This window comes from Paenibacillus sp. Paensp38, from assembly GCF_059491915.1.
In genome coordinates this window covers 2,436,191-2,449,747 of record NZ_CP168516.1, presented here as the reverse complement: position 1 = coordinate 2,449,747, position 13,557 = coordinate 2,436,191, and the positions used below count along the sequence as shown (strand labels likewise).

Below are 13,557 nucleotides of genomic sequence, written 5' to 3'. Positions count from 1 at the left end.
GGTTGGGAAATACAGGTAATGAAATGGAGATGTTTATTAATGAAGAAGTTATCGGGGAAAAAGTGGCTAGTCGCAAGGAAGCTCAGCAAAAATTTTAAAACGAAGCTAATGGTCGCCTTTATTGCATTTTTGATTTTACCGTCCATGATCGTGGGGGCTTTGTCGTTTATAAGCGCGAGTCAGCAGATTCGAAACCAGATTGAAGAAAGTGCCGAGCAGGCCATTGTCCGCACTAATTTTATTATTGATAGTACTATTGAACCCAAGGTACATGACGCAGACTATTTTGCAGAAAGACTAAAAGGCAATCGGGTAGAGACGGAGGAACAAGCGGCGAATTTGGAAGAATTCTTTAAGCAATATATTGCACTCCATCCTGAAACAGAATCCATTTATTATGGTACGAAGGACGGCAAATTTACAACCTACCCACAGAAGCAATTACCAGATAATTATGATCCACGAGTCAGACCTTGGTACGATAAAGCGATAAAGGAACAAGCGAAGGCAGCAATTAGTTCTCCTTATCTTTCGGCAAGCTCGAAGCAAATGACGGTTACTGTGTCCAAGGCAACGTCAGATGGATCGGGTGTTATTGGCATTGACCTGAAAATGAGTGGTATTAAAGAGACGTTGAACAATATTAAAGTAGGTCATGAGGGTTATGCCATATTGCTGGACAACAACCATACTTACATTGTTCATCCGACGAAGGAACCAGGTACCAAAATTACAGATATTGAATCACGCATGTTTCAGAGTGATACTGGTGAATACGAGTATGAGTATGAGGGCCAGCTCAAATATATGAACTATGCGACTAACAAGCTGACTGGCTGGAAGATAGGCGGAACGCTGTATTTGTCTGAAGTCGATGATGCAGCAGGACCGATTTTGATCAGCACTTTACTAACCATTGTCGGTTGTCTTGTGATTGGTATTATCATTGTATATTTCCTGATCCGTTCCATCATCAAACCGATTTTAAAGTTAAAAGAACAAGCGGTAAATGTGAGCGCCGGAGATCTCACACAGGACATTCAAGTAAAGAGCGAGGACGAGATCGGAGAATTAGGAGTGGCTTTTCAAAATATGCAGAATAACTTGCGATCTGTCATTCAGAACGTAGGGAACAGTGCAGATCATGTCACAATTTCTTCCAATGAACTGACAATAAGCGCGGAACAAACCAGTGCTGCAAGTGAGCAGGTGTCCCAGGCTGTACAAGAAATTGCCAGTGGTGCAGAGAAGCAGACTACAGGGCTGGAAAATAATTCGGTGGCCCTGGATGAAATTGCACAAGGGATCACCCAAATTGCTGAACGATCGATTTCGGTAGCTGATTTGGCCAAACGATCTGCCTTGCAAGCCGAGGAAGGACGAAAGTCTGTTGAGCAGACAGGCGAGCAAATGAATTCCATTCATCAATCAGTAGAGCGTTCCAACCAGATGATTCAAACCTTGCAAGCCCGCTCTCATGAAATCGGTGAAATTACGAAGGTTATCGGCGATATCTCCAATCAGACAAACCTGCTGGCATTGAATGCAGCTATTGAGGCAGCCAGAGCGGGCGATCATGGAAAAGGCTTTGCCATCGTTGCTGATGAGGTGCGTAAGCTGGCAGAGCAGTCTCAGACATCCGCCACACAGATTGCCACCTTGATTGCCGAAATTCAGCATGAAACCGAAACAACAGTGAAGACGATGGACAGGGTCACGACTGAGGTGCAGGATGGACTACAGATTTCCAAAGCAACCATTGTCAAGCTGGGTTATGCGATGGAAGGCATTCGAGAGACAACACCTCAGGTAGAGGAGGTCGCTGCGATTGCAGAGCAAATATCAGCCAGTGTACAAGAAATCGCAGCGACAGCCAACGAGCTGGCGACGATTGCAACCGGTAATGCCGCCACATCTGAGGAAGTTGCTGCCTCCTCCCAAGAGCAACTGGCTTCCATGGAGGAAATATCAGCTTCAGCACAGTTGCTTTCGACGATGGCTGCTGATTTGAAGATGATGATCAGTCGTTTCAAATATTAAAACGAGCTTGAACCTTATGGAATCTATAGTACAATGAATGCTCGGGACAGTTCTTTAAGCCTTATGGCATAAGGAATCTGTCCTGAGTTTTTTTGTGTTTTTGATATATTATAAAAAATGGAAGATTATAGGGGGGGTGAACACTTGGTTCGAGATTTAGTGCTATGTGCTATCGTGATTTTATTGTTAGTTTTGGTTTTTCAGCGTCAACTTGTTCGCCAGGCGATCACAGGTGTATTTTATGGAGGAGCGGGAATTTTGTTCTTATGTTTTGGCATAAGCGATAAAACACCGTTGACCTGCGTGCTAGAGTTAGGGATGGGTATAATGTTCATGACTCTGTTTGTGCACACTTTAACCACCGCTAAGTATACATATGGACAACGCTTGTTAAACAAAGACCGTGATCTGCTGAATTTACTAGGTGTTCAACCTGGCTTTACCTTCAAGCTGGAGAAAAGCGGTAATGAATTTTATTATAGGCTGCTTGAAGGTGAATTGCTGGAGCGCGTGGGTCTGAATATGCAAGTCAACTACAATAAAAGGGAGCATGTGAAGCGTCTTGGGGACATTTTGGAGCTTTCCTCTGAAACGATGGAGCAGCTTTGCCAATACTACAAACAGGCCTGGTTCGGTGATCGGACCGTATTTGAATTGGATTTTTGGGAATATTCGGCTCTTATTACCTTACATCCGGTTATGGAGGACGGGATTACTAGGCATGTTATCGGTCACGTGTTGGACATTACGGAGTATAAAGCCTCAGAGCAGAAAAGAAAGGAGATGGACGAGGCTAACCGTGCGAAAAGCATTTTTTTGGCTCATATGAGTCACGAAATCCGCACCCCGCTGAATGGAATCATCGGTCTGTCAAAGCTGTTAAATAAGACTGAACTGACTGCCGTTCAAAGAGATTACCTCCACAAGCTTCTCACTTCCTCTCGTACCCTTTCATCCATGCTCAGTAACGTATTGGACTTTTCCAAAATGGAAGCCGGCAGTCTGGAACTGGAAAAGGTAGAATTCGAGCCGGAAAAAATGCTTCGGCATCTCGCAGATACCGTTGGAACTTTGCTAGAAGATAAGGAATTAGAGGTCGTATTTATAACGGACCCGGCGTTACCGAAAAGCTTTAAGGGAGACCCGCTTCGAATGGAGCAGGTGCTTTCAAATCTTCTGACCAACGCCATCAAGTTTACGGATCAGGGACATGTATTGTTACAGGTAAAAATGCTAAGTCAGCAGGAAGGGCGAGTAGGCGTTTCTTTTATGGTAGAAGATACGGGCATAGGAATTTCCGAGACGTGTATGGACAAGCTATTCGTCCCTTTTATCCAGGCGAGTACATCAACCAGCCGCAGATATGGGGGCTCTGGGCTGGGTTTGGCCATTAGCAAGCATTTGGCTGAAGCTATGGGGGGGAAAGTAGAGGTGAAAAGCCGATTAGGAGAGTACAGTCAATTTCACTTTAATGTCGAGCTGGAAACTGGGGAATTGAATGCAGGAAGTACACGAATAGAAAAACAAATCAAAGGCAAAGCCTTAATTGTTACGCAGCATGAACTGGTGAGATACAGCTTGAACGAACTACTGCAAGACTTGGGATTAAAACCTTTCACTATTTCATCCTTCCAAGAAAGTGTGGATGCTTTTCAAAAGGGTGAGCATTTTGATTATGTTATCATTGATATGGGGATGGAAGGTTTGAGAGAACTGGACTCCCGGAGGCAGTGGCTTCAAATGCTGGATAAGCAGATAACTCAGATCATTGGACTTACAACCGTGTTTCAGATGGAAAAAATAGCTGCAGGGGACATGGATCATAGTGTGGATGCCTTTTTGTCCAAGCCCGTTACCCGGAACGCTCTGCTGGAGGTTCTCTGCTGGAAGAAGGAAGATTCAGTGCCTGCAGATGGTAATACTCTGGAGACTCATGCGACGATGAGTTCCCGCAATGAGATAGGGGATACAACACAAAAGTATCAAATTCTCATAGCAGAGGATAACGAAATTAACCAGGTGGTGATTACCGAGTTTTTAGCAGAGCGTAACTTTGAGGTAACGATGGTCACAAACGGAAGGGAACTAATAGCGTTACTTGAACTGCGTTACTGGGATATGGTGCTGCTTGATTTGCATATGCCAGAGATGGATGGTTTTGAGACGGCGAGACATATTCGGAGAAACAAAGCTTTTAACAGGCTTCCCATTATCGCTTTTACCGCTGATGCTGTGCAGCATGAACAGGAAGTTTGTCTTCGTGCCGGTATTAATGCCGTGTTGCTCAAGCCTGTCCATGAACTGACCGCTGCTAGAGTGTTAACTAGCTGGATTAATTTAGCGTGGCTGCAAGATTTACATGGTATTCACGCTGAGCAGTCGATAGCAGGTATGGATGGCAAGGTGTATATTTTTCAATTTGCCCTTTACAAATGGATACAGGAATACCAGTATCTCGATAAAAGAGTTGTGAGAAAAATGGACAATGGACAGTTATCTTCTGCTCTTCGATTAATCCACTCGCTTAAGGGAGGAACGGGGAACCTGTGCGCGCCTGAGTTGCTGGCAAAGGTTATAGAGCTGGAAAAGGCATTGAAGCGCAGCAATGAAACCTCAACAGGAGAACTGTATCCAGACTGGAAAGAGCATCTGAGCACGGTTCAGAAGGATATTAACCAAATCAAGTCATCACTTCCTTGGAGCTGACCGTGTTATTGCATAAATTTGTAGCCGATTCCCCAGATGGTCTTAATCAATTGCGGTTTCTTAGGGTCTTTTTCGATTTTTCTGCGTAAATGGTTAATATGTACGTCCACGGCCCTCTCGTTAATAAAGGAGTCTGTGCCACGGAGAGCCTGAATTAAAGCATACCTGCTGAATACAATTCCTCGGTTCAAATAAAAAAGCTTCATAAGCTCAAATTCTGAATATGTTGTCTCCACATTTTGTCCGTTAACGGTAATCATTCTTCTCGCTAGATCCAAAGTAATGCCCGTTTCAGGTTCAGGTGCTCTGCCACTTCCTTGTAAGCGCGTGATTTCAATACGACGAAAAAGAGCCTCCATCCGTGCTTTTAGCTCTTGCATACTAAAAGGCTTGCAAATATAATCATCTGCTCCCAACGTAAGTGTACGAATGCGCTCTGATATGTTGTTTTCTGTAGAAATCACGATGATGGGGACGTCCGTATGCTTGCGTATCAGTGGGCAGGGATTCACGCCATCCAAATCTGGAAGCAGCAGATCCAGCAAAATAATATCGGGCTGTACGACCTTAAGCCTTGCAATACCCTCAGACGCTTGTTCCACTCGAGTAACGTTGTAGTCTTCTCCTGTTAAATACAAGGAAAGGGTATCTCCCAGCATATTGTCATCTTCAATAATCAAAACATTAGACATGATCATATTTCCTTATCTTTCTATCAAATTCGAGCCAAATAGTTAGGATAACTGCAATGTTTACAACAAGTTTTGACAGGTTCTGTTGATAGAGTAAACTCCTTTGGACAGTCTGTCAAAAGATCAGGTTTGTTGTGACAATCCTGTGGACAATTAGTCCAGATGTATATCTATTTGATATGGAAATGTACTATTTTTGAGATTTATCACTATAATACGACATTTTTCGTTTTGTTTTAACAATATACTACAAGCCGCTGATGATAAATTACAAAAATTTAACAAAACACCTCAGAAACATGCATTGACTTAAATGAAAATTATGGTATTTTATTACATAGGAGTTGACATCCTCTGATAGGCCTCTTAGAAAAACCCACTATTTAATCTTCTACTAATCTACTCTCACGTGCTATCTCTGTATTTAATTTTAGTACTTTAATTGTTCTTGTAATCGTACTCATGATTCTTTGGTGTGGATATCCCATTGTGAATTCAGACTGTCTTCTCATTTAGATTACATATTTACACTTTTTTTGCTTTCCATGCTTGTATGTTTTTAAAATCAGGTCAGCGGGAGGACGAGAGATCATGAACACATTCGAAGCGCTGGAGTCCAATGTAAGATCCTATTGCAGAAGTTTTCCAGTTGTATTCAACAAAGCTAAAAACGATGTACTGTACACGGAGACAGGCAAGGGTTACATTGACTTTTTTGCCGGGGCTGGGGCTTTGAACTATGGGCATAATAATGATTTTATGAAAAACCGGTTATTGGATTATTTAACATCCGATCGGATTATGCATGGTCTGGATATGTACACGACGGCCAAGCAAGAGTTTATGGAGTCTTTTTCAGAGCGTATTCTCCAGCCCAAGGGCTTGAATTATAAGCTGCAATTTTGCGGACCGACCGGAACCAATGCGGTGGAAGCAGCACTGAAACTTGCACGCAAGGTGAAAAACAGAAATGGTATTTTTGCCTTTATGGGTGCGTTCCACGGAATGTCGCTGGGTAGTTTATCGATTACCAGCAACACCTCCATGCGAGAGAGCGCAGGGGTTCCCCTGAACAATGTTACCTTTATACCTTATAACAGCACATTTAACGGAATGGATACCATTTTGTATATGGAGCAGCTTTTAACAGACACCCATTCAGGTGTGGAAAAGCCTGCCGCGATCATTTTGGAAACGGTACAGGCTGAAGGCGGCATTCATATTGCAGATACCGAATGGCTGCGTGATTTGCGACAGTTGTGCGATGATCATGATATTTTGCTTATTGTGGACGATATTCAAGTCGGTTGCGGTCGAGTTGGTTCGTTCTTCTCATTCGAGCGGGCGGGAATCGTTCCTGATATGGTTGTTTTGTCCAAATCGATCAGTGGATACGGCTTGCCAATGTCTCTGTTGCTACTCAAGCCAGAATTGGATATATGGAGTCCGGGTGAGCATAACGGCACTTTCCGTGGAAATCAGCTTGCTTTTGTCGGGGCAAAGGCTGCGCTGGAGTTCAGAGATACGGTAGGGCTGGAAGCACAAGTGAAGGAAAAAGAGGCTTTTGTTCAGCAGTTCTTGCGTGAACAAATCCAATCCATAGATCCTCTTATTGAAATTCGCGGCATGGGATTGATCTGGGGGATTGATGTATCTCATCTGGGAGAAGCGTTCGCCAAGGAGGTAACGACTCTCTGCTTTAGTAGGGGACTCATTGTTGAGCGTGCTGGACGTAACGATACAGTAATTAAAATTATGCCAGCGTTAACGATAAGCTTGGAAAACTTGCGTAAGGGCTGCGACATCATTAAAGAAAGCATGGCACAGGTAACCAGTACCTTGGTTACGATGTAATCAATCAGTAAAGCCCCTTGGTTGGAGCTGCCGTCTGCTGTAAAGCAGGTATGACAGGCGCCGTCCAAGGGGCTTTCTAGTAAAAAATTAAGAAATAACTGTTTGCGCGTATTTTTGTGCGGATTGGTCTAGTTGCTCATCGGTCAATACTGCAGCACCATATTGTACGAAATAAGGGAGCAATTTGACACCAATCATATGGCCTGTAGCTTCCAGAGGTCTCAGTAGCTCTTCGATCGTATACCTATTCCGTCCGTCATGTTGATAGTTTTCCTCAACACTGGCAGCAGACAAGGCAATCAACAACTCTTTGCCCTGTAGCTTGCCACCTTCGCTCCCATAAGCCCAGCCGTAGGTTAGAATCTTATCCAGCCATTTTTTCAGTAGGGAAGGAGTGCTGTACCAGTAAAAAGGAAATTGCAGAACGATACGGTCATGCTGCTCTAGCAGTTCCTGCTCCTGGGCGACATTGATTTGCTCATCCGGATATACTTCATACAGGTTGTGAACGGTCACGCCGGATTGTTTCTTGAGTTCTTGCACCCATCTTTTGTTAATGCGAGATTCCGCAAGATCAGGGTGAACGACAATAACGAGGGTTGACATTTAAAAACCATCTCCTTCGAACTTATTTATCGTAAGTAAATAACCAATACATATGTAACGATTTTAGTTTCAACTTATGGAATTGTCAACTCTATTACATTTTAAGCTCTATATTCAAAAGACTCCGGCAAGCTCATGCCGGAGTCTCATCAAATGAAGTGTTTTTACATTAAGCGATATGATTAAGAGCAACAATTTTGTTTTTCCCGGAGCGCTTAGCTTGGTACAGATAGTCATCTGCTTGCTGAAAAAATACATCTTTATCTTTGTTCATTTCCTCTGTATAGCTTTTCAGTCCAATGCTTACGGTTACAGAAACGATTTGCAATTTCTCATGAAAGGTCATTTTCTCCACTTCACGCCGGATGTTTTCGACGATCTGATAAGCTTCTTCGAAAGTATGCTCGAACATCAAAATAGCAAATTCCTCACCGCCATAGCGAGCTGCAATGTCATTTGCGGTAATCTGTTCTGTAATGATTTGCGAGATGCCTTCCAAAATTTTATCTCCGAACTGGTGTCCGTAAGTGTCATTGATCTTCTTGAAATTATCAATATCCACTAACGCCAGATGGATGATCGCTCCTTGTTCGGCATATTCGAGTGCTTTTTCATAAAAGTTTTGAAAGGACAAATGATTGTACAGCTTTGTCAAACCATCAGTCATTGACATTTTGCTGATAATCGCATTACTGATCATTAATTCCTGTTGGGCACGCTTTGTTTTATACAAATCCACTAACAAATCGCGGCCGCTGGCCTGAATAATGAGAGCAAGAAAGGTGGACATAATCAAAAAGGTTGGAATCGCCACAATATCAAAGTCTGACAAATAGCTGCGGAATGATCCATCTGCTGCCAGCAACAGAAAAAAGACGACCACTTGCAATACAAAGGAAAGCCATATTAAGCGACGATTGAAGAACAGAATAGAAGAGAAAATAGGCAACAAACATAGCGCAGGAATAATCCGGATATCATAATTTAGGCGAATAATCATCCAGCAAATGACGGTGCTTGCCATAAACAGGATCACAAAAGAATACCTGTTAAATTTAAAATGAGCCAACTCTGCCAGTAAGTTGGAACCACTCATGATTAGCGTAGGAACAATCAGGGTTCCGACGTAAAATTCATAAGGCGAAGCGGCGTAATCAAGAAATAAGTAGCTGCCCAGCTGGACGATAAAATGTACAGCTATAATCATCCAATACAGTAATAACATTTTGCGTACCCAGTGGGCTTGCTTTGTTTTGTAATCCATGGTTTGAGTAAGCCGTTTTGTCTTGTTCATGATGTCACCACACTTAATGTATCTTTAGCCATTCTCGTATTATAAGATACTATGTGATGAAGTTGAAGCTAATTTTTTTGAAGGCCATGAACTTGTTAACCTAGTAACACTTTTACTTGGTGGATAGCCCCATCCGCTGCAACCGGCAGAATATTATTCGTTAGGAGGGTACCGTCTACAGTAACCGTAGCTACACCCTTGGAGACATGCTGTGGATTCGTGATATGGATCACGTAGGTATCGCCACGGAAGACGCGGGTGACTATGAATTCGTCCCAGGCTGTAGGAATGCACGGGTCAATACGCAGACCGTCCCATTCCGGCTGGATACCGAGGATGGATTGAGTAATAGCTATAAAATTCCACGCCGCTGTACCCGTCAGCCAGGAATTTTTGGCTTCGCCTTCACGAACAGCATCGTTGCCCGCAATCATTTGTGCATACACATACGGCTCGGTGCGGTGAATGTCGCTGATGTCCTCCAGATAGGCAGGTGCAATTTTGCTATATAGCTCAAAAGCGCGATCTCCACGTCCTATTACGGCTTCCGCCATCATAATCCACGGGTTATTGTGGCAGAAAATACCGGCATTTTCCTTATACCCGGGAGGGTAAGATGAGATTTCGCCCAGATTGATGTGGTAACGGGAATAAGATGGATGTTGCAGCACGATGCCGTAGGGAGTTTCCAGTCGATCACGTGTAGAATCGAGAGCTTTATGTGCCAAGCCTTCTTCAACACCAATTCCTGCCATGACACAGAAACCTTGAGGTTCAATGAAAATTTGACCTTCCTCACAATCCTTGCTTCCGATTTTGTCTCCATAATGGTCATACGCACGTAAGAACCATTCCCCGTCAAAACCATGCTCCAATGTAGCTGCTCGCATACGATCCACATGGGCTTGAGCTGTGGATGCTTCTTCATCCAAACCTCTGCGCTTGCAAAGCTCAATAAAATCCGGTCCCGTATATACGAATAGTCCGGCGATAAACACGGATTCAGCTACTCGGCCCTCCAAATTTTGTGTTGTCTGATAGGACTCATCGGGTGTAGCGGAAAAACAATTGAGATTCAGACAATCGTTCCAGTCAGCTCGGCCAATGAGTGGAAGACCATGCGGACCAAGATTATCTATTACATGGTAAAAAGAACGCTTCAAATGTTCAAACAGCGTAGCCGCACGCTCTACATTTCCGTCAAAGGGCACTTGTTCGTCCAGTATGCCAAAGTCTCCCGTTTCTTTGATATACGCTGCGGTACCGACAATAAGCCACAACGGATCGTCGTTAAAGCCACCGCCAACCTCGTGGTTTCCTTTTTTGGTTAACGGTTGGTACTGATGATAAGCTCCGCCGTTTTCAAATTGAGTAGAGGCAATGTCGATAATCCGTTCCCGTGCCCGCTCCGGTATTTGGTGGACGAAGCCGAGCAAATCTTGATTTGAATCCCGGAAGCCCATACCACGTCCGATACCAGATTCAAAATACGAAGCTGAACGTGACATATTGAATGTAACCATGCATTGATACGGGTTCCATATGTTTACCATTCGGTTCAGCTTGTCGTCGTGGCTTTGAAGGGTGTACTTGGACAGCAGATTGTTCCAATAGGCTCGGAGTTCACTCAAAGCTTGCTTTACATCGGCTTCATCCGCAAACTGCGCAATCATGGCATGTGCCTGTTTTTTATTAATAACACCGTGGGACTCCCATTTCTCTTCCTCGGGATTTTCCACATAACCGAGTATAAAGTTACAGCTTGTTTCTTTGCCTGGCTCCAGCGTGATCTCAATACAATGTGATCCGACAGGGGACCATCCGCTGGCAATAGAGTTCGAGGCTTGCCCAGCGGCGACCGTTTGAGGCTGATCTAATCCGTTGTAGAGTCCCAGAAAAGCTTCACGATCTGTATCATAACCCGCTAGCGGACGATTAGCAGAGAAAAAAGCATAGTGATTGCGGCGTTCACGGTATTCCGTTTTGTGATAAATGACAGAGTCCTGTATCTCAACCTCGCCCGTGTTCAAGTTGCGCTGGTAGTTGGTCATATCGTCATAGGCGTTCCACAGACAAAATTCCACGAACGAAAAGAGTTTGATCTTTTTGGTTTGTAACGATGTGTTCTGAAGCTTAACCTGATGGACCTCGCCGTCAAAGGATAGGGGTACAAAAGCCAGCTGAGTGGCTCGAATACCGTTGCGTTCTCCCATAATTGAGGTATAACCAAGTCCATGGCGGCATTCATACTGCTCCAGCTCCCGTTTGACCGGCATCCAGCCTGGAGTCCAATAATCCCCATCATCATAAATATAAAAATAACGACCACCGTTATCGACAGGAATATTATTGTAACGGTAACGGGTTAAGCGACGTAAGCGAGCATCCCGGTAAAATGCATAGCCGCCACTTGTATTGGAAATCAGTCCAAAAAATCGTTCATTACCTAAATAATTAATCCAAGGATAAGGGGTTTGAGGGGTGTGGATGACATATTCTTGATTGACATCATCGAAGAAACCATACTTCATGGCGCAGAACTCCTCTCGATTTGAAAAAATAAAAGGCCCAATACATGATTATATTCAAACATGAAGCCGTTCTTCCTTTAGGAAGATATTCCCCTCTTTATGTAAAATGCGCTTGATTTTCTCAACCTTTCTTCTGGGATTTGCAAAATATTTGAAATGGGTAAATATACCTTTTTATGCTAAAATGAAAAAGTTAGAACTTAGCAAGGCAGGAGGTTGCAAGAATGGCACCTATCACATTATTTTTCATCCCATATGCAGGCGGATCGGCGTCGGTCAGCTTCAAATGGAAAAAGTCGCTACTTCCGCAGATTAAGCTTGTTCCACTGGAATTAGCGGGCAGGGGTATTCGTTCTGGGGAACCGCTTAAGGAAAGCATTGAGGAGATGAGCGAGGATCTGATGCACAAGATCAGCGAAGAGATAGCCCCCGGCAATCCTTATGCCATATACGGCCACAGTATGGGGACGATGATCTCATTCGAGCTGTACTACAAGCTGGTGGCCGGTGGATATGGCAAGCCTGCTCATCTGTTCGTTTCGGGTGGACGGGCACCGCATGTCCCAAGAAATTCCCCGTGGTTACACGATCTGCCCGCAGATCAGTTCAGGACGCATTTGCAGCGGTACGGTCAGCTTTCGGAAGCGATTTTTGACAATCAGGAATTATACGACTATTTTATGCCCGTGTTAAGAGCGGATTTCAAAGCTGTTGAGTTGTATAAGTACACGGCTAAAGCCGCACTTTTACATTGTCCTATCACCGCTTTGACGGGAATGACCGATAACACGGTGACCTTACAAGATGCGGAGGCATGGGCACAGCATACGGATCAGCAATTTCGTATGTTTACCTTTGAGGGAGGACACTTTTTTATTCATGATGAAGTGGAGCGGATTACGCACATCATCAATGAGACCTTGGAGCAGATTACGGTAACAAGTAGCATACAAAAATAAAAATAAGAGGTGAATTTTAGTGACAGTAGGTGTATTGGCACATTTGTTTGGCAAGTTGCCTTATCGCGAATTGGCTGCAAAGGTAGGCGCAGCGGGCTTTACTCATGTTCAGCTGGCTCCGTGGAGAGCGATCAGTGATGTGGATTTTAATAAACCGGGTAAGTTCAATCCGGGATTGGCACTGTCTATCGCAGAAGAATTTCGTAAGCATGGTGTTTCCATATCGGTGCTCGGGTGCTATTTGCATTTTTTTGTACAGGATGAGGAATTGCTGCGTGAAAATGTAGAGCGCTTTAAAGAGCTGATCCGATATGCGGGTCTGTTAGGAGCACCCATGGTTGCAGCTGAAGTGGGACGTAATGAGGATGGTACCGCCTATACGGAACGTGACTGGAGAGTTGTAAGGGAAGTAGTGCGTGAATTAGCAGATGAAGCGGAGAAGTGGGGCGTATTCGTAGGATTGGAAGCTGCAAACGATCACTTGGTAGGAACTGCCGTAGAGTTGGCTACCTTTCTGGAAGAAGTGCCCTCTTCACACATCGGTGTTGTGATTGATCCTGGTAATCTGCTGAAAACGGAAAATATGGCGCAGCAGGATGAGATCATTCGGGAAGCTTTCCAACTGCTGGGCCCCCGGATTATCGCTGCGCATGCCAAAGACCGGCGTTTGTCATCGTCGGGTGAAATTGAGACGGTGCCGCCGGGTTTTGGAGACATGAACTATGGCCTCTACATGGAACTGCTGGAGCAGTACAAGCCGGGGGTTCATATTATTATGGAAGCTGCTCAGGAGCATGAGATGGCTGAATCCAGACGTTATATCGAAGGACACCGGATAGCCGCTCAGAAAGCGCAACAAGTGCAGACGAAATAAT

General features: G+C 44.3%; 9 protein-coding genes. 5 read left to right on the top strand and 4 right to left on the bottom strand.

Going from position 1 to position 13,557, the window contains the following annotated elements; genetic code table 11:
• Positions 1-39 precede the first annotated feature (39 nt).
• Both ACEN8J_RS10640 and ACEN8J_RS10635 read left to right on the top strand, forming a co-directional pair.
• Complete coding sequence (locus tag ACEN8J_RS10640) at positions 40-2,040, top strand: methyl-accepting chemotaxis protein (RefSeq protein WP_495594482.1); 2,001 nt, start codon at positions 40-42, stop codon at positions 2,038-2,040.
• Positions 2,041-2,184: 144 nt separating this feature from the next.
• Positions 2,185-4,746 (top strand): response regulator, encoded by a 2,562-nt coding sequence (locus ACEN8J_RS10635; RefSeq protein ID WP_495594481.1) that lies wholly within the window; start codon positions 2,185-2,187, stop codon positions 4,744-4,746.
• 5 nt (positions 4,747-4,751) lie between these two features.
• Here the strand turns inward: ACEN8J_RS10635 and ACEN8J_RS10630 are convergent, their stop codons facing one another.
• Positions 4,752-5,438: a response regulator transcription factor gene (locus ACEN8J_RS10630; protein ID WP_029515042.1), complete on the bottom strand. Its 687-nt coding sequence runs from the start codon at positions 5,436-5,438 to the stop codon at positions 4,752-4,754.
• 591 nt (positions 5,439-6,029) lie between these two features.
• On the opposite strand from ACEN8J_RS10630, the gene ectB reads away from it, so the two are divergent.
• Entirely contained in the window at positions 6,030-7,292 is a 1,263-nt protein-coding gene (ectB, locus tag ACEN8J_RS10625; protein WP_029515041.1) for a diaminobutyrate--2-oxoglutarate transaminase, read from the top strand.
• An 87-nt stretch (positions 7,293-7,379) separates the two neighbouring features.
• Here ectB and ACEN8J_RS10620 read toward each other — a convergent pair whose 3' ends face one another.
• From ACEN8J_RS10620 to ACEN8J_RS10610, 3 genes are all read right to left on the bottom strand, one after another.
• Positions 7,380-7,898 carry an NAD(P)H-dependent oxidoreductase gene (locus ACEN8J_RS10620; RefSeq protein WP_495594480.1) on the bottom strand — a complete coding sequence of 173 codons (519 nt, stop codon included), beginning with the start codon at positions 7,896-7,898 and terminating at the stop codon, positions 7,380-7,382.
• Positions 7,899-8,067: 169 nt separating this feature from the next.
• Positions 8,068-9,192 carry a GGDEF domain-containing protein gene (locus tag ACEN8J_RS10615; protein ID WP_495594479.1) on the bottom strand — a complete coding sequence of 375 codons (1,125 nt, stop codon included), beginning with the start codon at positions 9,190-9,192 and terminating at the stop codon, positions 8,068-8,070.
• Between the two features lie 95 nt (positions 9,193-9,287).
• Positions 9,288-11,723, bottom strand: a complete 2,436-nt coding sequence (locus ACEN8J_RS10610) for a glycoside hydrolase family 94 protein (RefSeq protein WP_495594478.1) — start codon at positions 11,721-11,723, stop codon at positions 9,288-9,290.
• A 224-nt stretch (positions 11,724-11,947) separates the two neighbouring features.
• Between ACEN8J_RS10610 and ACEN8J_RS10605 the strand changes: the two genes are divergently transcribed.
• Together ACEN8J_RS10605 and ACEN8J_RS10600 are read left to right on the top strand one after the other, a co-directional pair.
• Positions 11,948-12,682, top strand: coding sequence for a thioesterase II family protein (locus tag ACEN8J_RS10605; protein WP_340885322.1), 735 nt, complete (start codon positions 11,948-11,950; stop codon positions 12,680-12,682).
• A 19-nt stretch (positions 12,683-12,701) separates the two neighbouring features.
• Complete coding sequence (locus tag ACEN8J_RS10600; RefSeq protein WP_039275066.1) at positions 12,702-13,556, top strand: sugar phosphate isomerase/epimerase family protein; 855 nt, start codon at positions 12,702-12,704, stop codon at positions 13,554-13,556.
• Position 13,557: the final 1 nt, after the last annotated feature.